Annotated in this window: 12 protein-coding genes and 1 tRNA gene; 3 read left to right on the forward strand and 10 right to left on the reverse strand. The window is 39.9% G+C overall.

What is annotated here, in order from left to right; genetic code table 11:
* Nucleotides 1–186 precede the first annotated feature (186 nt).
* Nucleotides 187–258, reverse strand: a tRNA-Arg gene (locus BLS35_RS26570).
* 313 nt (nucleotides 259–571) lie between these two features.
* On the opposite strand from BLS35_RS26570, the gene BLS35_RS26575 reads away from it, so the two are divergent.
* Nucleotides 572–883: a hypothetical protein gene (locus BLS35_RS26575; protein ID WP_090787476.1), complete on the forward strand. Its 312-nt coding sequence runs from the start codon at nucleotides 572–574 to the stop codon at nucleotides 881–883.
* A 107-nt stretch (nucleotides 884–990) separates the two neighbouring features.
* Here the strand turns inward: BLS35_RS26575 and metG are convergent, their stop codons facing one another.
* The gene (gene metG, locus BLS35_RS26580) at nucleotides 991–3,099 is read right to left on the reverse strand and encodes a methionine--tRNA ligase (protein ID WP_090787478.1); all 2,109 of its coding nucleotides are present in this window, start codon (nucleotides 3,097–3,099) and stop codon (nucleotides 991–993) included.
* Nucleotides 3,100–3,139: 40 nt separating this feature from the next.
* On the opposite strand from metG, the gene BLS35_RS26585 reads away from it, so the two are divergent.
* Entirely contained in the window at nucleotides 3,140–4,045 is a 906-nt protein-coding gene (locus tag BLS35_RS26585; RefSeq protein WP_090787479.1) for a S66 peptidase family protein, read from the forward strand.
* Between the two features lie 120 nt (nucleotides 4,046–4,165).
* Here the strand turns inward: BLS35_RS26585 and BLS35_RS26590 are convergent, their stop codons facing one another.
* From BLS35_RS26590 to BLS35_RS26615, 6 genes are all read right to left on the reverse strand, one after another.
* Complete coding sequence (locus BLS35_RS26590) at nucleotides 4,166–5,293, reverse strand: Calx-beta domain-containing protein (RefSeq protein ID WP_132226084.1); 1,128 nt, start codon at nucleotides 5,291–5,293, stop codon at nucleotides 4,166–4,168.
* 7 nt (nucleotides 5,294–5,300) lie between these two features.
* Entirely contained in the window at nucleotides 5,301–6,785 is a 1,485-nt protein-coding gene (locus BLS35_RS26595) for a SusD/RagB family nutrient-binding outer membrane lipoprotein (RefSeq protein WP_090787484.1), read from the reverse strand.
* Between the two features lie 5 nt (nucleotides 6,786–6,790).
* Nucleotides 6,791–9,952 carry a SusC/RagA family TonB-linked outer membrane protein gene (locus tag BLS35_RS26600; RefSeq protein ID WP_090787487.1) on the reverse strand — a complete coding sequence of 1,054 codons (3,162 nt, stop codon included), beginning with the start codon at nucleotides 9,950–9,952 and terminating at the stop codon, nucleotides 6,791–6,793.
* A gap of 422 nt (nucleotides 9,953–10,374) precedes the next feature.
* Entirely contained in the window at nucleotides 10,375–11,730 is a 1,356-nt protein-coding gene (locus BLS35_RS26605; protein WP_090787490.1) for a SusD/RagB family nutrient-binding outer membrane lipoprotein, read from the reverse strand.
* 21 nt (nucleotides 11,731–11,751) lie between these two features.
* Nucleotides 11,752–14,994, reverse strand: a complete 3,243-nt coding sequence (locus tag BLS35_RS26610) for a SusC/RagA family TonB-linked outer membrane protein (protein ID WP_090787493.1) — start codon at nucleotides 14,992–14,994, stop codon at nucleotides 11,752–11,754.
* 152 nt (nucleotides 14,995–15,146) lie between these two features.
* Complete coding sequence (locus BLS35_RS26615; protein ID WP_090787496.1) at nucleotides 15,147–17,633, reverse strand: M14 metallopeptidase family protein; 2,487 nt, start codon at nucleotides 17,631–17,633, stop codon at nucleotides 15,147–15,149.
* 92 nt (nucleotides 17,634–17,725) lie between these two features.
* Between BLS35_RS26615 and murF the strand changes: the two genes are divergently transcribed.
* Complete coding sequence (gene murF / locus BLS35_RS26620; protein WP_090787499.1) at nucleotides 17,726–19,027, forward strand: UDP-N-acetylmuramoyl-tripeptide--D-alanyl-D-alanine ligase; 1,302 nt, start codon at nucleotides 17,726–17,728, stop codon at nucleotides 19,025–19,027.
* Here the strand turns inward: murF and BLS35_RS26625 are convergent, their stop codons facing one another.
* Together BLS35_RS26625 and BLS35_RS26630 are read right to left on the reverse strand one after the other, a co-directional pair.
* Nucleotides 19,028–19,498: a gliding motility lipoprotein GldH gene (locus BLS35_RS26625; RefSeq protein ID WP_090787501.1), complete on the reverse strand. Its 471-nt coding sequence runs from the start codon at nucleotides 19,496–19,498 to the stop codon at nucleotides 19,028–19,030. It abuts the gene before it with no gap.
* On the reverse strand, nucleotides 19,491–20,957 hold the full coding sequence (locus BLS35_RS26630) for a PSP1 domain-containing protein (protein WP_175459639.1): 1,467 nt from the start codon (nucleotides 20,955–20,957) through the stop codon (nucleotides 19,491–19,493). Before BLS35_RS26630 ends, BLS35_RS26625 begins: the two co-directional genes overlap by 8 nt.
* Nucleotides 20,958–20,959 lie beyond the last annotated feature (2 nt).

A 20,959-nucleotide genomic window follows, 5' to 3' on the forward strand; every position in this document is an offset into this window, starting at 1 on the left:
GCAAGGATGCAGTAGCTGATGGCATAAATATAAAACGGTATAGAAATACAAAATTATAATTTTAACTCCTGCTCCACAAGTTTTGGGATTGATCCCTGAGATCTAGTATTGAATCAATTCAAGAAAAACAGAAACGGCCTTTCTAAATTAGAAAAGCCGTTTAAAGGTACATTTCACCTTCCAAAGTGGTCCCGACGAGAATCGAACTCATATCTAAAGTTTAGGAAACTTCTATTCTATCCGTTGAACTACGGGACCCTTTTCGTTAATCAACCGCAAACGTAGCCTAAACCACAATAACCTGAATCAACTGCCGCAAAGATATAAAAAAATATCACGCTAGATAATAGAACTTTCGTAACCTTCATTTGGAAATTAAATCAACCCTGAGCAACCTGGAATTTGTTTAATCCGCCAACACTTTGTAGAGAAGTGCCACAGAATTCCGCGACGCTAAAAATCATAAAATACTAAAAATCAACGCCGTGCCAAAAACAACAGGTTAAGGCACGATTATCTAGTATAGTCTAGATGTAATTAATAAGAGTTTAATTGATTTAAAATAAATAGTATGAAAAAGATCATTTTATCAGCAGCATTTTTAGCTGTAGCAGGATTCACTTCAGTAAAAGCAAGCGAAATCAAAAATTCAATTCAAGTTGCCGTATACCAAGATAGTACTACAAAAACTCCAGTAGAACTAAAAGACCTTCCAGAAGCGGTGCAAACTACATTAAAAGCAGATCCAGTTAAAGACTGGACCCCAACAGCTGCATTTTTAGTAACCAATGCAGATAAAAGCGTGTATTACCTGATTAACGTTAAAAAAGGAGAAGAAACCGGTTCTCTTAAAATTGACAAAGAAGGTAAAGTTGTTCAATAATAATAACTTCATCCCTAATGGAAAAGGCTGGATTACTCCAGCCTTTTTTTGTATGCTCGTCGTCCTGAATTCTTCATGCCGCATAGGCCAATATCGGGATCCCCTTTTTATCGGATTATACTTCCGTTATTGTGATTTTGGGTTGGTGCCACAAAAGCCAATTTTCCTTCAGCATTTTCTGACATCAAGATCATCCCCTGAGATAAAATTCCTTTGATTTCTCGTGGTGCAAGGTTTACCACAAGGCTTACCTGCTGTCCGATAATATCTTCCGGCTTATAATACTCTGCTATACCAGAAACTACCGTACGGTGATCTATTCCTGTGTCTAGCGTTAATTTTAATAGCTTTTTAGTTTTCTCAACCTTTTCTGCTGCAATAATTGTAGCTACACGAATATCAACTGAAGTAAAATCTTCGAACTGAATGTTCTCTTTGGCTGGAGCAATGACCGCCGAAGCAGCCTCATTATCGGCTTTACTTTTGTTCAGTTTATCAATTTGTGCTTGAACCTCATCATCTTCAATTTTCTCGAATAACAAGACCGGCTCATTTAATTGGTGACCTCTGTGCAATAAGTTGATCTTACCCGCAGCTTCCCATGTATGTCCGCCATAATTCAACATTTTCATCAGCTTATCTGCTGTGAATGGCAAAAATGGCTCTATTAATATCTCCAGGTTGGCTGCGATTTGCAAACTGATAAATAAGATGGTACGCACCCTGTCTTCATCCGTTTTAATCACTTTCCAGGGCTCAGTATCTGCCAAATACTTATTTCCCAGACGAGCAACATTCATCACCTCTCCCAGCGCCTCTCTGAAGCGATAGTTTTCGATAGAAGCGCTTATTTTAGCAGGAAAAGTAGCCAACTCATCTATTACAGCCTGATCTTCTGGCAAGATGGTCATACAGGTAGGAACTTTACCAGCAAAATACTTGTGCGTTAACACCACTACCCTGTTGATGAAGTTACCAAATACAGCAACCAGTTCATTGTTATTTCTAGCCTGAAAGTCTTTCCAGGTAAAATCGTTATCCTTTGTTTCGGGGGCTGTTGCCGTTAATACATAACGCAATACATCCTGCTTATCTTTAAACTCAACCAGATATTCATTTAACCAAACGGCCCAGTTTTTAGAGGTTGAGATCTTCTGTCCCTCAAGATTCAGGAACTCATTGGCAGGAACATTATCCGCCAGGATATAATCCCCATGAGCCATTAACATCGCCGGAAAAATAATACAATGGAAAACGATATTGTCTTTTCCAATGAAATGAACCAACTTGGTCTCATAATCTTTCCAATAATTCTCCCAACTGCCCTTCTCTATTTGATTCTGATTGATGTAATACTCTTCCGCTTTAGGATTCCAAACATCCAAACGAGCATATTCAAAAAGCTCCTTAGTTGCCGAAATATAGCCTATAGGTGCATCAAACCAAACATAAAGTACTTTACCTTCTGCATCCTTTACAGGAACTTTAACGCCCCAATCCAGATCGCGAGTCATGGCACGAGGCTGTAAGCCAGCATTTAACCATGATTGGCACTGTCCAGAAACATTTGGTTTCCATTCGTTATGGCTCTCAATATATGTTCTAAGCTGATCTTCATACTTTTCCAAAGGCAAGAACCAGTTCTTAGTCTCCTTTCTTACAGGAGGCTCTCCAGATAAGGTCGATTTCGGATTGATCAGATCCGTAGCATTTAATGTACTGCCACAGTTCTCGCACTGATCGCCATAAGCGTTCTCATTTCCGCACTTCGGACAAGTTCCGGTAATGTAACGATCGGCCAAAAAAGTTTGCGCCTTTTCATCATAGTACTGCTCGGTAATTTCTTCGGTAAAAACCCCTTTTTTGTATAAGGTTTCAAAAAAATCAGAAGCAGTCTGGTGGTGCATCAAGGATGAAGTTCTATGATAGATATCAAAAGAAACACCAAATTCTTTAAATGAATCACCTATAATTTTGTGGTATTTATCAACAATAACCTGAGGCGTTACCCCTTCCCTTTTCGCTTTAAGGGTAATAGGAACACCATTTTCATCAGATCCACAAATAAACTTAACATCTCTTTTATTAGAGCGCAGGTATCTTACATAAGTATCCGCAGGTAAATAAACGCCCGCCAAATGTCCTATGTGTACCGGTCCGTTTGTATAGGGCAATGCCGCTGTAACGGTATATCTTTTTATTTTACTGTTATCCAAAACTATTTTTATTATTTTGTCAAAGATAAGTGTTTTACCTATGATTAAACAGCCAGCATATTTAAAAAAGGGTGACAAAATTGCAATAGTTTGTCCGGCAAAGAAAATACCGGGGAGTATTGCCCCTGCCATCGCTATTCTTGAAAGCTGGGGATTACAAGTTGTAATAGGCAAAACCGTTACTGCTGATCACAATCAGTTTGCTGGTGACGATGCTTTAAGAGCCGCCGATTTGCAGGGATTTTTAGATGACCCAGAGATTAAGGCTATTATTGCGGGTAGAGGCGGCTATGGAACCATCAGAATCATTGATGAGCTGAATTATGATAAATTTAAAGATAATCCTAAATGGATCGTTGGATTTAGCGACATCACGGTCTTACTTTCTGATTTATTTGCGAGGCTAAATATCCAAAGTATCCACGGACAAATGCCCTACACATTCGAGAAAGCAACGCCTGAATCATTAGATTCGTTAAGAAAGGCTTTGTTTGGAGAGACCATTAAATACGAATACACAAGCACATTTCCTTCCCGATCGGGAACCGCTGAAGGCATCCTTATTGGTGGTAATTTAACCCTTATGGTGATGTTAGAGGGCTCAGCTTCGGAAATAGATTATACGGATAAGATCCTTTTTCTGGAGGATGTTGGTGAACACGAATATTCGATCGACAGAATGATGCGCATGCTAAAAAGGGCCGGCAAACTCGCCAAGTTGAAAGGCCTCATCGTAGGTGCTTTTAATGAAATCGAAACGCAATCGATTCCCTTTGGTGCCAGTCCGGAACAGGTTATCTGGGATATTGTGAAGGAATATGATTATCCCGTATGTTTCAACTTCCCAGTAGGGCATATAGATGACAATAGAACTTTGGTTGTTGGGAAATCAAGTAAATTAATCGCTAACAAGCACCCCGTATCACTAACTCAATCCCAAGCATAACAGCACTTTTCTCACAGTCAAATCAAGTCGTCCGAATTGTTAAAAGGAAGACACAATAAAAAAGCAGCAACGAGGAATAATCTCGTTGCTGCTTTTTTATGTTTTTAAGTCAAAAATTACTTAAGGAGCAAGGAGGTTCAAGACAACCTCTTTTGGAGTGCCAAGACTTGCCTCAGCATCACCAGCAGATATTGACGATAAAGTTATTTTCAATACTTTACCAACGCCATATCCCGCAGGAATATCTAGATTTATGTTGCTAGAAGTAACGCCTGGTGCAAATGTAAGTGTTCCACTTGTTCGCAAAATATAATCAGTTCCGGCCACTCCACCTGTAATAGCATAAGGCACGGTTATGGTAGCAGAACTTGGAGATGAAAGTTTAACTTCAAAGCTCTTATTTGCGGCCACTTTTACATCAACAGGAGTAGTTGTGACAAATGCTACAGTTTTCAAATCATCTACAACGGTGATTGTATATAGACTCGCATCAGCGTCAACCCCAACTTCAGATCCAACCGGAGCAGTAGCGCCAGTAAGTTTAACCTCATAAATGTTGCCTGCGTTAATAGCTAAATTATCCTTTACCTTTATCTCTATAAAAGCAGTCGTTTCTCCTGCCGCTATTACTAAAGGATTTGCAGATACCAATTGTAGATTGTTAGCGGTATTACCAGCTTTAGGCGTAACTGTATACGACAACGATGTTTGAGATTTTAATTTACCAGCGATTACAATCGGAATTTTAATTGTCTGATCTGCAACAGTCTCAGTGATTTGAAGCCCCTCACTTTCAAAACTAATCAGATTTTTTACAATTAAAATAGGTCTTACTTCATTGCTATTAACTCCCAAAGCACCGATAGTAAGATCTGTAGACCCTTTCTTTGCTCCGGTTATTTTAAACGAAGCATTTACAGCCGTTGACCCTGGAGGCACCAGGGTACTAGGAATAGGCAGGGTAACATTTGCAGACAATACACCTCTCGGAATTGTAACAGATCCAGTAGTCGAGAAAGCTCCAGAAACGGCATAATTTACAACCACAGGTTCCTGAACGGCAGTTTTTAAACGTACCGCAATAGTAGCGTTCGTCCCTTCTAAAACACTTAGTTGAGTTTTAGCTGAAATTTCCACGTAAGGGGGTAAGCTATTGCTAAAATCGTAATTATCTCCTGGCCCCTTTTTTTCGCACGATTGCAACAGAAAAGCGGTTACTATCGACATTAATATTATTATCTTTTTCATATTTCTGTTATAAATCAAACCACATTTTTACATTATACTTAATCGTTTCCTTCGGAGCATTCGGATTTCTGGATATCTCATTTATAATAGGATACTCATATCTTCTAAAGATAGGTCCAGCTGGTGCGCCAATAGGAAGGGTCAACACAGGTACTTCACTACCGTCCGGACCAGATCTCCTCCACTGCGTAAAGCCATCCAAACCTCTATCCATTTTATCAACCCATTGCTGAGCATGAATCATTTTGATCGCTTCTGCCTGACTAACAAACGGCGTATTAAACTGATCTGCAAAACTCTTAGCGGCGGCCGCACTAACCCCAAAAGATAGGCACGAGGCTTCAATTCCATTGCGGAAGCGAGTTGTAGCTGTCGCCAAATTCACACCAACTCCAAGTCCCCTTGCATATACTTCAGCTTCATTAAATAACTGCTCCTGATAAGTAAACATCACTTCTGGCGCTGTCGGTGAATGCAACGTTTTGGCAATTCTTGGATTCACATCATCATCACCATCTGCACCAGGCACCACACCAATATAGTTGGTAGCAGCAGCAGGCTTATCGAAAAATTTAGGTAAACGTGGATCAGCAACAGCAAATGCCGGAGTTGGATCCATAATATCAGTCACAGGTTTAGTAGCAAAGAAAAAGTTAACCCCATTATTATATTGCAAACTAATCGCATACTTAGGGTTGCGTTTATTGGTAATATCCTGGTAAGCGATTTGCGCGTTATTCGTTGCTGAATTAACCATGCTTGCAGAAATAAGGCTTCCTATAGCCGCCTCCTTTGTAGGATCTTTGTCTACCATAGTTAACAACGAGCGTAACTTAAGGGATTGTGCAAGCCTTTTCCACTTAGCAAGGTCCCCTTGATAAAACAAGTCATACCCGTCATTATTTGCTCCAATTTTCAAAGGACTAGCATCATCAAACTGAGCCAAAGCTTCATCTAAAATACGGATCGTTCCTTCTAAAACTGTTTTTTGGTCATCAAATTTCGGATAAATGATACTCTCGTTCCAGGCTTCTGTGTAAGGCACGTCCCCAAAAGTGGTAGTAATATCATAAAGCACCATCGCCAATAAAACCTTACATTGAGCCGCAGCGTTATTGTTAGCTGGACTAGCTCCCTCTGATAACTTAATAGCCTGCTTAAGGTTAGCTCCTGCCCTTACATAAAGCGACACCCAAGTGTTGTTTATAAAGTTAGCAGAAAATGTATAGATATCAGGACTTGGATCACCACCAGACCAGCCTGTTGGATTATTCCCCCCAGCGCTAAGCATCTGACCAGCTAGCCCAACAGGAATATATAAATCTCCACTTGACCTCAAATTGATATAAGCAACGGTTGCGTAAGAAAACAACAACTTTGGATCAACTACAGGCGCCCTATTTGGACTTGTGTTAATGTCCAGATATTTTTTGCAGGATGGTAGTGTTAACAATAATGTTAGAACACTAAACGTATATATAATTTTTTTCATTTCTTCTAAATTTTAAGTCTTATATTAAAACCAAGGGTCCTTGTAGATGGAATAGAGTTAAACTCAACACCTTCCGCTACACTTTCGGTACCAAAAAAGTTTGCTTCAGGATCGATGTGAGGCACATTATCGTGTATGATCCATAAGTTCCTTCCTTCTAGTCCGATTTCAGCTGATTTTATAAACTTTAGGTTTCTCTGCAGAAGTTTTGTGGGCAGCAAATACGAAAGTCTAACTTCTCTAAGCTTCACATACGAAGCATCAAAAATATTTGCTTCAGTATTTGTCGTGCTATATTGAGCCCAATAATCCTGCATACTTGTAACCGGAACTGTGTTTGGAACAAATGTTCCGCCTGGACCAGCCACCACTCCCTTATCAATAAAGATATTTCCTCTATTAAGCAATGTTTCTTCTCCCAATCCACTCGTTCTTAACGATGATACAGAATTTGAGAATATTACCCCTCCTTTTCTCATATCTATTAAGAAACTAAGCGAAGCGCCCTTATAAGAGAACGTGTTTTCAATACCACCTGTCCAATCAGGACTCATGTTCCCTAATCTTTTATCACTAACCGTTTTTCTTAATCCGGTAGCAGCGTCAATAATGAGATTTCCTGAAGGATCTCTCTGCCAGGCAACACCATAAATACCAAATGATTGACCAGTTTCAGCTTTAATCGACAACCCACTCCAACCACTAGCAAGCGAATAAGAAGTCAATTCAGGTGGCAACTCTACTTTTTGAACATTTTTAGCAAAATTAATATTCATATTCCAGGTAAAATCTCTTCCCTTAACCGGCACTAGACCCAAGCCAACCTCAACACCTTTATTTTTCACTGAACCTGCATTTGTATTAACAAAAGAGAACCCTGTTGATTGTGGAAGTGCTAAATCTATAATCTGATCTGAAGTATTGGTGTAATAATAGGTCAGATCAAGATTAACGCGACTATCCAAAAATCTTAACTCTGTACCGACCTCATATGAAGCTTGATTTTGCGGCTTTAGATCAAAGTTTGGAATAGTCGCAGGGTTACTGAATGCCAAAACCCCATTAAATGGAAAAGTAGAACCATAACCATACTGAGCAAATGCCGCACTAATAGGGGAATAACTAAATGCACCTCCATATGGATCGGTATCACTACCCACATTTGCATAACTCGCCCTTAACTTACCATAATTAAACCAAGTAGTTTTAGGCAACACTTCACTGAAAACAAAACTTGAACTCACTGAAGGATAAAAATATGACCGATTTTGAATCGGCAAGGTTGAAGACCAATCGTTTCTTCCTGTAACATTTAAGAATAAGTAATCCTTATAAGACAAGCCAACATCCCCATAAACACCCTGAATCCTTCTCATATTAGATGTATTAGTCGACACCACACTTCCCGCATTTGCATAGTTATACAATCCGTCGGCAATTAACTGCTGTGCATCAGCTAGATCTCTACGATAATAAGACTCAAAAACGTTATAACCAGCAATTACCTTTAAACTAAGATCTTCGGTTAATTTTTTATCCGCAGTCAAAATCAAATCATTATTTATAATTCTGTTATACAGATTTGCGGTATAAAAATCTCCTGTTAACGACCCTATTGTTCCTTGTCTGGTAACACCTCTCCTGTACTCATTGTAAAAATCTGTTCCCAAGTTATCAGAAATCGTTAACCACTCTAACGGTTTATAAGTAACGATCGCATTACCATAAAACCGATCAACAACATTAGAGAAGTTATTGTTATTTACTACCCAAAATGGGTTGTTACCTGTCCTTGTTGGCGTTAAGGCAATTTGTTGTTTAGTAATCGGATCAACATAGTGATCTCTCAACACATTAACATCAATTGTCCTTGGTAACCCATAAACGATAGATTGTAATACACTCGGGTTGTTAGAACTTTGAACAGGACGACCATCAGCAACCGTACGTGTATAGTTAGCACTGGTTCTAACGTCCAACCCTTTAAAAATAGTTCGCCCTGCATTTAAACTTAAAGCATTCTTTTTAAGTTTTTCATTTGGAACAATACCATCTTGTATTGTATTTGTAAATCCAAAACGATAATCACCAGAATCTCCACCACCTTCAAAGGAAACAGAGTTGATATAAGTTTTTCCCGTCTCATAGAAGTCCTTAACATTGTCAGGATAAGCCTGTAAGGTAACTTTATTACCCAGGTAATCAGTAAACAATTGATCCTGAACTTCGCTGATTTTTGGTCCCCATCCGTTTAGGCTTGAGCTATTAACATTAGGCCCAGTGCTATAAACACCCTGAACACCCTGTGCATACTCATTTTGAAACTTTGGAAGTTTTAATACATTATCAAAACGTGTTGAAGAATTAAAAGATACAGATCCCTCACCTTTTTTACCCTTCTTTGTTGTAATTACAATCGCACCATTTTTTGCTCTGGCACCATAAAGTGCAGTAGCAGCAGCTCCTTTAAGGACAGTTATGGTCTCAATATCATCAGAGTTGATATCACCAGCCCTGTTACCATAATCGGACCCAGCACTTCCTTGTGGAACTGAACTGGTACTTATGGTATTGATTTGCTGAGAACTGTTATCTACAGGCAGTCCATCAATCACAAATATTGGTTGATTTGAAGTACTTGTCGAGTTGAAAGACGAGGCCCCTCTAATGATAATCTTAGAAGAACCACCTACCGTCCCTGATTGGGACGTAACCCTAACACCTGCAACTTTACCCGCAAGCGAATTAATCACATTGGTTTCTCGCGCCTTAGTTAGTTCATCTCCCTTTAATGTCGTAACTGAGTAACCAAGTGATTTTGCCGTCCTGGTTATACCCATTGCAGTAACAACAACTTCCCCCAATTGCCTGGTGTCCGTTGCTAAACCTACATTTACTACATTTGATGACCCAATAGGAATAATTTGCGTTAAATAGCCAATGGAAGAAATTTCTATGGCAGCTTGCCCCGATGCAACCTTAAGGGCGTATTTTCCATTTGCATCTGTTGATGTACCGGTCGTGGTACCCACAATTTTCACAGAGACGCCTGGGATTGGTAGCCCATCGTCCTTTCCTGTAACTGTACCAGTAACTGTTCTATCTTGCGCCATCGCAGCTCCCGCAACGAACATCAAAATGAACAAACTTTGTAAAAGTTTTTTCATAAGAAATTAAAATTTAGGTTAGTTAATAATGGTCTAATATACCAAAATTGATATGCGTGCATAGTTCACAAATTGCAATCGACCGACATATGACAATAAAATGACACAACACAACCGCTTCAAAACTCGGCAATCCTTTCTGTTTACACAACATTATTCTAAAACAAAACAAACAACCAATATTTAATTCCGCAAGAAGCGCATCCAGTAGCCCGCAACAAAACATTTAACATTAATTAACATTTATTGCATGTCGTTATCTAATAGCAAAATTTTCGCAACAAAAAAACTAGTAAAACTCTAGGACTTACATAAATTAAGGCAGAGTATCCAAACCTTTCGGGCAAAAAAATTGGCAGAATCAAATAAAAAAAGGCAGAATCAACATCCTGCCTTTTAAATACAATTTGAAATTTTTATTCCTAAGGGACATCCCACCAAACGCGTTTCAGCATACTGGTATTCTTCGGAGAATTAGAATTATTCCTTTGCTCCCCCGAAGGATAAAGCAAGGAGCGTGGCAAAGCCCCCCCAAGAGCACTACCTGCTGGTGCAGCCAATGCCGGAACCCCTGTTCTCCTCCAGTCAGTCCAAACCTCGGGATTTAAAAACAAGGCCAAATATTTTTGACTCATAATATCAGTAAGCGTAATATTCCCAGCGGTTCGTGCAACAGTAGCAGCATAAGTTGCATCGTTAATAGTTCTTAATAAATTAGCCGTCACCGCAGCATTGTAAGCGGTAGCCGAGGCTCCTTTATTCTGCGCAGCTTTTTGCAAGTGACATTCAGCCTCAATAAACCTTAACTCATCATAACTCATCAATACGACAGGAGAGGCCTCACTTCCATACAAAGGTCCCAGACCTTCATCCCCATCGCTATATACATCCAAACGCGGATCCGAGGCAGCACCCATTGAATCATAAATATATCCAGTGAAAGAAATGTCTCCACGCTGATCATTAAACTGGAACCATGGTGTTTGTGTTGGCAAACTAGTTCCCGCAAACAATACAGAAGCGGTCTCTCCAGGTAGAAATCCATTGGGGATCTCTAAGAGAGCCTTATCATAATTAGACCTGTCTATCTTTCCTAAATGCAGGTAGAATTTAGCTCTTAATGAATGTGCAAATCTTAACCATTTGGTTAAATCCCCTTTGAATAAAAGATCATCTGCCCCCGGTTGAAATTGGCTTCCATCTGCAGCGCCTAGACTCGTAATAGCTTCGCTGAGCAACTGATCAATACTCGCATAAATTTGTTGCTGTGTATCATATTTCGGCTGCAAGTTAGCAAGCCCTTTAAAAGCTTCACTGTATGGGACATCACCCCAAAGGTCGGTAGTAAGACCAATGTTATTCGCCATCATTACTTTACCAATGGCGGCATAATGTCCTTGTTTCAATGAATTAGCTGAATTAATCATAGCATTGGTATTGTTCATAATTCCGCCACCATACAACCCAGCAGTCCACATATTATCTACATCATCTGGAGAAACCGCATAGCGGCTTGCCGACACCGATTGATTTGCCGCACCAGTTGTCTGTTGCATAAACAACGAAACAAACCTAGACGCATCACCACCCCACAAATATCCAGTTGACTGTATAATTCCAGGCAAAAGACTCGAAGGCACAGGGTTTTTAAGTTGCGAGGGATCATCATTAATCCCTTCATAAAAGTAACCCTTTTTACAAGAAGCAATCAGACCCATTGTTCCGATAAGCAGGATTAACCCTGTTCTTGTTATTCTATTTATACTTAAAAGTTTCATAATTCGAAATTTTAGGACTGATTAAAACTTAAACTTCAGATTAAGACCATAACTTGCTGTTCCAGGATTATTAAAATAATCCATTCCTTGTGAACTTGTTGCTCCGGTCAAACTTGTTTCGGGGTCAATCCCGTGATATGGCGTCCAAATAATTATATTTCTAGCAAAAAGACCGGCAGTCAATCCTTTAACAAATTGTTTCCCATCTTTATTAAATAGCCTAGGAAAATTATAACTCAACGCAACCTCCCTTAATTTTATAAAAGATGCATCCTCAATAAAGGCTTCATTTAAGTTTCCAAAACCACCCCCATCTCCTAAATACCAAGCCTCATCCAAAGGAACACTCATCGAATTGATGCCTCCTGCTCCTGCAACTTCATTTCCTGCACCATCAAAATGCACTAAGTCTCCATTTTCATTCATATGCCCAAAAACACCAGGAAATTGCTTCATCGTCCCCCTGTTATTGGTCAAATCTGATGTACCTATAGCTGCCAACGATCCCCTTGTACCATTCCAAAGATCCCCTTTAAATTTCCAGTCTATCAAGGTGTACAAGGAAATACCTTTATAAGTGAAGGTATTTCCGAAACCCATCAAGAATTTGGGATTAGGGTTACCAATTTCCTTTTGAACATTTGTATTTGTTAGCGGATAACCTACGTTGTCACGGTCATCAATAATCATATTCCCCTTACCATCATCACTATAGCCGTAACCATAAATTACCCCCGCAGGCATTCCCGGTAACTGGGCAATAACAGTTCCTGTAAAGCCATTAAGTGTAATCTGATTTACCCCTGGTGCGAGCGACAACACTTTACTTCTATTCATACTGAAATTCAAGAAAGAAGACCACTCAAATTCAGTATTTTTAACCGGAGTCCCCGTAAGCTGTAACTCCAAACCACGATTCCTGATAGAGCCTGAGTTTAAAGTCACAAATTGATATCCTGAAGACCCAGGAACCGGAGACTGAACAATCAAGTCTTTACCTTTACTATAATAAACGGTCAGATCCATACCCAAACGATTATTAAAAAACTGCAATTGAGCCCCCAATTCATAAGCAATGGTTTTTTCTGGCTTCAAATCGGGATTCCCTAATACATTGTCTAACCCAAACGACCCAATACCATTTGATGGAAATGAAATACCACTGGTATAACCATCTGGAAATGTAGTTGGCACATAATAAGAATTCAGCAAAAATGGCCCAGGATCTTTACCCACTTGAGCAATCGATGCTCTAAATTTACCTAAACTTAGCGCACCACCCTTTATACCCTCAAGTTCCGAGAACACAAAACTCACATTTGCAGAAGGATAAAAGAAAGAGTTCTTGCCTTTTGGCAATGTGGAAGTCCAGTCATTTCTACCTGTAGTTTCAATAAACAACATATTATTATAAGACAAGTTGAGGTCATAATATATACCGCCTTTCCTATAAGGTGTTACAAAATTTGCAGACTTCAAGGTACTCGCATTGTATATATTATCAAATCCCGGAGCGACTAAACCATCTCCCTGAACATAAAGTTCATCCAGCTTCCTATTATAAAGGTTACCGCCAACTTTTCCATCGAACCTCCATTTATCATTAAGTTCCTTTGTATAGCTAAATATAAGGTCAGAGTTTATACTCCTATAAGTGAAACGATCATCAAAGATCCTTCCCCCACTATACGCCCCCGATTGAATTTCATAATACTGATGCCGATTATCATTATAGGTATCCAAACCACCCCTATACGTTGCGCTAAATCCATTTCCAATATTGTAATCCAATTGTAAATTACCCATCAACCTATTTAACAAGGTTTTATATGGATTGTTATTAATTGTCCAATATGGATTGTCATAGATTCCATTTCTATAAGAACGCTGTAAACCATCACTAAATAAAAATGCCTTTGGATCATCCGCTTTTGTAGCTCCATTAGAGTTATCAAATGATATAGGCGTTCTGGTTAAGCCTAACATGATACCAGACAGATTACTACCTTGCTGAGGCATATTTCCATCGCTGGTTATATAAGTCATACTAGTAGCCAGCTTCAGTTTCTCTGAAATCTTTAAATCACCGGCAAAAGACACGGTTGTACGCTGAAAATTTTGTAAAGGAACAATTGAATTAGAATAAGCATTACTTATTGACGCTCTATAAGTCGCTGTTTCATTTCCACCACTTACCGCAACTGAATTACTAAAAGTAGATCCGGTTCTAAAGAAGTTTCTTAAATTATCATAAGGAACAAAAGGCGTTTTTGCTGTAGGATCAGTATTTAAAACGACATTCCCGTGAACATCGTACTCATTTGAATTCCCATCCCATGAAACATCCTTTACGTTCGGCCCCCATGAATAACGATTAGTTGAAGAAAATGGAGCAATAATCCCCCCAGATCCCTTAACCCATTGATTCTGGAGCCCAGGATAACGATTTACCTTGTCAAACGAAACACCGGTATTAAAATCAACTTGAATTTTACCTGCCTTACCCCGTTTAGTCGTAATAACAATTGCCCCGTTTGCAGCATCTATACCATAAATAGCCGCAGCAGCTGGCCCTTTAAGAACGGTTATACTCTCAATATCATTAGGGTCAATATCTGCTCCCCTATTTGAGTTAGAGGCGCCCTGCAATAAATTGTTCTTTTCGTCGGAGGGGTCTCCTGAATAATTCTGGGAATTATCAATTGGACTTCCGTCGATCACAAACAAGGGTTGATTATTCCCGGTCAATGAGTTTGAGCCCCTTAACTGAATATAACTGGAAGAGCCAGGCGTGCCCGATGAAGAGGTAATCTGCACACCGGCAACCTTCCCGGAAAGAGATTTCAAGACATCTCCCTGATCTGTTTTTGTCAAATCATCCCCTTTAACACTTTGAGCAGAATAACCAAGTGCCCTTACTTCCCGCTTAATGCCCAAGGCAGTAACAACAACCTCGCCCAACTGCCTTGAGTCGGTGGACATAATGACGTTCACGACATTTGATGAACCTATAGCGACCACCTGTTGCACATAACCAATAGAAGAAAATTCAAGTGAAGCTGATCCAGACGCTATCTTAAGGGCGTATTTTCCATTTGCGTCTGTTGAAGTGCCGATTGTGGTCCCAATCACTTTTACAGAGACTCCTGGAACTGGAAGTCCATCATCTTTCCCTGTAACTGTACCCGTAATTGTTCGATCCTGTGCCATAGCAGCTCCCGCTAAGAACACGAAAATGAACAAACTTTGTATAAGTTTTTTCATGATGAATTAAATTAAGTTAGTTAACAATTAAACTGACACGCGCAGCATACTCCAACCTAAGATAACTGCACCATTCAGAACCATAGCATATTAACAAGGATACCATGAAAAAGTTTTCATGATTTTCTTGTCTGATTAAATGCGGAAAATCACTAATTCACTAAAAAGACAGAATTTACAAACATCAGCTCCCCATTTTCCCAAAAAGAACGAAAAAGCACACTCGCCCCAAGATATATGACCGTTCCTTTGCCCTCAGGTTGCACGCCAAATAGCATTCCTGCCCCAAGTTTTTTAAGCACACCTTCACCGGCAATACCCGCAACATAACTGCCCGGCTTTAAAACTCCCGTATTCCAACCGCGGCTAAGAAACTCATATAACCTGTCGTCGGTCTTCAACGTATAATAGTAATTACCTAGGCCTGCAGAAATCGGGTGACTCTTATCCAAGTCTACTTTAAAAATCGCGCCTGAAATAGCATTCGACAAGTTGGTTTGCTTCCTGCTCTGGTATTTTGCAGCAACTTCAACAGAGAGTTCATCTTTGTAATACGCTTTCCTTTGGATGTCAAAAGGTTTCTTCCCTACAGCACTCAATATGGCATCTTCCATCAAAATCAGCTTTCCGCCAGCTCTAACCCAATCCTGAGTTTTTTCGTTGATGTTGTCACCGTAGGTGCCGTCAGGAAAAATCAATGTATTTATCTTATTAAGATCTAGCGCCCCTATGTCATCCAAACTGATCATCGTTATAGGATAGCCCAATTCTTGTTCAAAAAAGTGCCATACCTCTCCCAAACTTTGAGCAGTAGCTTCAGAACTGGCAACCACAGCCACCTTTGGGATCGGTAATACCGGATAAACCGACGAACCAAAGTCTTTGCCTTTATCTACAGAACCGCCATTAACTGTATAAAAAAAAGCTTTTAAGCGCCTCTGTATTTCCGCGATTTTGGTCGACAATTCCTTAACAGATTTTTCATTTTCAGCTCTATAAATCAATAGCGATCCCACTGGATAGCTAATCCCACCAACAGTAAAACCCTCTTCTGTCATACGAACCTTTACCCCTGCTTTTTGCAAGGCGACCAGCACCTTCGCATCATCAACCGAATCCCAGGGTAAAAGCCAGGCATACGGCTTTTGCATTTTACCTAAAGCTGGATTTGGCTCCTCAATAAATTGGTATTTCCCCTTAATCAATGACTTAACTGCATAGGCATTTAAGCCATAAGCATAAGGCAAGGCCCAAGCCGTAATGTCATAAGTATTGGAGTCGTTTACTTTTGTTTGCGGTTCAAAAAGCACATTTGCCAATATTGCACCTGGCTGATCCAGATTCACAATTAAATCATTTCGCCCTATTATAAAAGGCTCCAATTTCCCGGTCTCATAATGATAGCCTTCGGCATTACCATCTCCACCAAATGAAAAGTCTACATTATTTCTCTTTAACAATTCGGCTAAACGCTTTAGTTTACCCAAATTCTCTCCCTTTACCACATAGCTCTTAAATACCCCGGGAGATGTAACCCTGGCATTTTCAAAGTACTTTCTAAATTCTTCTACCAGCCGATCTGCATTTTTCGATACCGTTTCCAATGTGGCCATTCCAGCTATAAAATGATGATCTATCCGGTCTTTTAAGGTTAACGTATCGCCATCAATGGTAATTACGGCTAAACCAGCACCAATCCCGCCCTGCTCGTAAGTCATCCCTACTGCACCATTATATAAAGGATAAGTATCCCCATAAGAAGGATACAACAAATCAAATTGCTCTTTTGTGAAATATTTCCAACCCTTCTGATCAAAGTTTTTCGCATTGTTTTTCCCAACAGTAACTTGAAATGCTCTTTGCCAAACTGTAATATCCTGATGGATAGGTTCAGCAGCTGGTGCAAAATAATAAGGTTCGTTGTAGTTTTGTTCATGAAAATCGACATGCACCTCTGGCATCCAATCGTGATACAAAGCCAATCGCTGCTGTGTCTCGATTTGCGATTGCCAGGCCCAATCACGATTCAAATCAAAATAATAATGGTTCGATCGACCTCCCGGCCATGGCTCTGAATGCTCCCTGGCCAATGGATTAGGATTAGGCTTTGCCCCTGTAACACTATTAAAATAACTTAAATATCGCTCCCTACCATCAGGATTTAAACATGGATCGATAATCACCACCGTATTCCTTAACCAGTCCTGAATATTCGATTTTTTCGCCTCCACCAGCGCATGCATCATCTTTATGGCTGTTTCCGTTGAGCTTGCCTCATTGCCATGTACATTATAGCTTAACCATAATATAGCAGGCTGTTTAATAGACTTACCAGATATTTTTTGCCCATTGCTTAAGCTTAGATTATTTATTCTGATCTGCTCCAGCTTATCCATATTATCTCTGGCAGACACAATGCCAACCAGTAATTCACGCCCCTCATAGCTCTTGCCATAACTAACAACTTTTACGTTCCGCGTCATTTTACCCAGGTATTTAAAATAATCCAATACTTTATCCTGTGACGTAAATCGACTTCCTAATGCATAACCAAAAAACTCATCGGGTGACTTTACCTGCGCTTGTACAGCAGCCCACCCCAACGACAAAAACAGAAATGGAAGCAGAAAGTATTTCATATTGAGGAATTAATATACCTAAAGTACTAAAGAATATTTTTTGTTTCTCTTTCATAGTGTAATTTTACAGCTTCATTTCATCAAATTAACATATGGTCACCATCGATTCCTTATATCAGCACTTTCTTCAGCATCCAACTATATGTACAGATACGAGGAACATTACCGAGGGTTGCTTATTTTTTGCGCTTAAGGGCGACAAATTTGATGCAAATACCTTTGCTGCACAGGCGATAAGTCAAGGTGCAGCTTATGCTATTGTTGACAATGAAAATTACCAAACAGACGAGCGTTGTATATTAGTCCCCGATGTCTTAACCGCCTTACAGGACCTGGCCAAACACCATCGCAATCAGCTCAACATCCCTGTTATAGGCTTAACAGGAAGCAACGGAAAAACAACGACCAAAGAGTTAATCAATGCTGTGCTTGCTCAGAAATACATCTCTTTTGCAACCAAGGGTAACTTAAACAATCATATTGGCGTTCCACTTTCCATCCTTTCCCTTACCTCGAAAACCGAGATCGCAGTTATAGAAATGGGTGCTAATCATCAAAAGGAAATCGAGTTTTTATGCGATATCGCAAAGCCTACCCATGGTTTGATCACCAACATCGGCATGGCCCATTTAGATGGATTTGGAGGCTTTGAAGGCGTAAAAAAAGGAAAAGCAGAGTTGTTTGCCTACCTGAAAAACCATGATGGGACGGCTTTCATCAACAGAGATAATCCTTATATAATAGAGATGAGCGAAAAAGCTATGCTCAACAAAGTTGTCTATTATGGATTAGAGACGACCAATACGGTATCAGGGAAACTACTGAAATCAGATCCTTTCATTCAACTATCCTGGGCGAGCCAAACGGGATCTTTTAATACAGAAGTCCATTTAACGGGAGCCTATAATTTTGAAAACATACTTGCAGCAATCGTTATTGGTCAGTTTTTTGAAGTCGATCCAGATCAGATTAATGCTGGCCTATCGGGATATCTACCCAACAATAACCGCTCTCAGATTACCAAAACCGCTACCAATACCGTTATATGTGATTTTTACAATGCCAATCCCAGCAGTATGGCCGCAGCACTTAAAAACATTGAACTTTTAAGTAGCGACAATAAAACCATCATTATCGGAGACATGTTTGAGTTGGGACGAGAATCTCCAGAACAACATAAGCTGATCATTGAGCAAGCAGAAAAACTACCTATAAATACCCTAATTTTTATTGGTCATCATTTTTTAGAAGCCAAACAAGCCAATGAGGGATACTTCTTCGGTACACCCGCTGAAGCACAAGCCTTTCTAAAGGAAAATCCAATCAACAATAGTCTTGTACTTTTAAAAGGATCACGGGGGATGGCATTAGAGCAGCTGTTACCGCTGCTTTAACTAGTTTGCCAGAGACACCTTTATTCCGGCGTCGCTTATTTCTTTAAGGGGATTATCACGCATATTTTGCTCCAATTCCAGTTCGTATTTTCCCGGGGCTGGGAATTTAAATTGGGTTAGCAATGGAAAAGAATAGGTGTATAGGTTTCCCGAGCCTGATCCATTCCATTGCCCATCAGGCTGCGCCAACTTAAATTCGTAACGTCTACTCCGTTTTTTTTGTCCTCCTCTTACATTCAGGAGGACAAAAATATTTGAATATCTATAATCAGCAGTATGCCTTAATTTAAAGTAAATATTATATGGCTTACTGGTGTCGGTAATATCAACCATTACCTTCACCTTGTCGGCATAACTCCAGTTACGTGAAGGCATTGCATGATTGCTATCTTCAATAATATTGGTATCACAACCGCTAAACAACAAAGTAAAAGCGGTCGAAAACAAAAGTAAAAAGTTACGATTATTCATTTTTAGGCTTATCCGATGGCTTTTTTCTGCGGTTATTATTCCTATTTCGATTATTCTTTTTAGCAGCTGGCTGTCCTTCTACAGGTTGCGCAGCATTTGGCTGCCCTTCTTGTGCAACAGCAATCTTAACCTTCGGTTGCTGGGCCTTAGCTTGAACCTGTCCCGGAACATTTTCTTTCTTGCTTACATCCGGCTTATTTTTCGCCTGTTGTGGTGCTTTTTGCCCCTGTTGTGGCTGCTTCGGTGCCTGTTGCGGTTGCTTCGCTCTATCCGGTCTGTCAGAACGTTCCGCATTATTTTTATTGCGATTCTGATTGTTGTTCCGGTTATTGTTGTTCTTGTTCCCTTTATTTCTCGGTTTATCATCCAAACGTGTTAAACTATCCTGTCCAACCACATTTTCATAATCCGGAATTTTATCTACTACGGCAGTAGTAACCAACTCCACAGCCTCTTCTTTAAGATTATTAGGTTTCTGTCCCTTTTTGTTCATCGCCATGATTTCTTTCACACGGTCAACTTTTAAAGGAATCCAGTCTTCCATATTTGGATAACTAAACCACATTAACTTCTTAAAAATATCTGTTTTTTGATGTCTGGCGACCCCAACTTCGGTCTGTAAACTATCTACACGATCAGGAATATCCTTAAGTGCATCTAAATAAGTATCCAGCTCGTAGTTTAAACAGCATTTCAGCTTACCACATTGTCCAGCTAGTTTTAAGGTATTTAAAGATAAGTTCTGATACCTTGCCGCAGCAGTAGATACGGTCTTAAAGTTCGTTAACCAGGTAGAGCAACACAATTCCCTTCCACACGATCCAATTCCGCCCAATCTACCAGCTTCCTGACGCATACCTATCTGGCGCATTTCAATCCTAATTCGGAAAGTTTCGGCCATTTTTTTAATCAATTCCCTAAAATCTACTCTACCTTCAGCAGTATAAAAGAAGGTAGCCTTAGTTTTATCCCCCTGATAATCCACGTCACTAATTTTCATAGACAAACGCAAATCCAAAGCGAGCGTACGGGCTTTATGCATGGTTTCCCATTCCATTCCCTTTGCTACTTTCCACTTCTCTACGTCAGCTTCTGTCGCTTTCCTATAAATTTTCCGTGTTACCTGATCAATCGCAGTTTTCCTGCGCTTCATCTGCATCCTTACCAGTTCACCGGTAAGTGATACGTGACCGATATCATAGCCGCCAGTTGGTCCTTCAACCGCTACCAACTCGCCAATTTCAAGGTAAATGTTATCATTATTTACAAAGAATTCTTTCCTTGCGCCTTTAAATTTAACTTCTATTACCTGAAAAGGCTTATAATTTGAGGGCATGTCCAAATTAGACAGCCAATCGTAAACTTCCATTTTTCCGCATCCGCCAGTAAGGCACGAGCCATTACTTTTGCAGCCTGCGGGGGCGCAACCGCCACCTGTAGAACAACTTCCACATCCCATAA

This window comes from Pedobacter sp. ok626, assembly GCF_900100435.1.
Taxonomy (GTDB): Bacteria; Bacteroidota; Bacteroidia; order Sphingobacteriales; family Sphingobacteriaceae; genus Pedobacter.

Excerpts from the sequence above, each read along its gene's own strand:
- BLS35_RS26575 (WP_090787476.1), top strand. The coding sequence starts at position 572 with ATGAAAAAGATCATTTTATCAGCAGCATTTTTAGCTGTAGCAGGATTC.
- BLS35_RS26585 (WP_090787479.1), top strand. The coding sequence starts at position 3,140 with ATGATTAAACAGCCAGCATATTTAAAAAAGGGTGACAAAATTGCAATA.
- BLS35_RS26590 (WP_132226084.1), bottom strand. The coding sequence starts at position 5,293 with ATGAAAAAGATAATAATATTAATGTCGATAGTAACCGCTTTTCTGTTG.
- BLS35_RS26595 (WP_090787484.1), bottom strand. The coding sequence starts at position 6,785 with ATGAAAAAAATTATATATACGTTTAGTGTTCTAACATTATTGTTAACA.
- BLS35_RS26600 (WP_090787487.1), bottom strand. The coding sequence starts at position 9,952 with ATGAAAAAACTTTTACAAAGTTTGTTCATTTTGATGTTCGTTGCGGGA.
- BLS35_RS26605 (WP_090787490.1), bottom strand. The coding sequence starts at position 11,730 with ATGAAACTTTTAAGTATAAATAGAATAACAAGAACAGGGTTAATCCTG.
- BLS35_RS26610 (WP_090787493.1), bottom strand. The coding sequence starts at position 14,994 with ATGAAAAAACTTATACAAAGTTTGTTCATTTTCGTGTTCTTAGCGGGA.
- BLS35_RS26615 (WP_090787496.1), bottom strand. The coding sequence starts at position 17,633 with ATGAAATACTTTCTGCTTCCATTTCTGTTTTTGTCGTTGGGGTGGGCT.
- murF (WP_090787499.1), top strand. The coding sequence starts at position 17,726 with ATGGTCACCATCGATTCCTTATATCAGCACTTTCTTCAGCATCCAACT.
- BLS35_RS26625 (WP_090787501.1), bottom strand. The coding sequence starts at position 19,498 with ATGAATAATCGTAACTTTTTACTTTTGTTTTCGACCGCTTTTACTTTG.
- BLS35_RS26630 (WP_175459639.1), bottom strand. The coding sequence starts at position 20,957 with ATGGGATGTGGAAGTTGTTCTACAGGTGGCGGTTGCGCCCCCGCAGGC.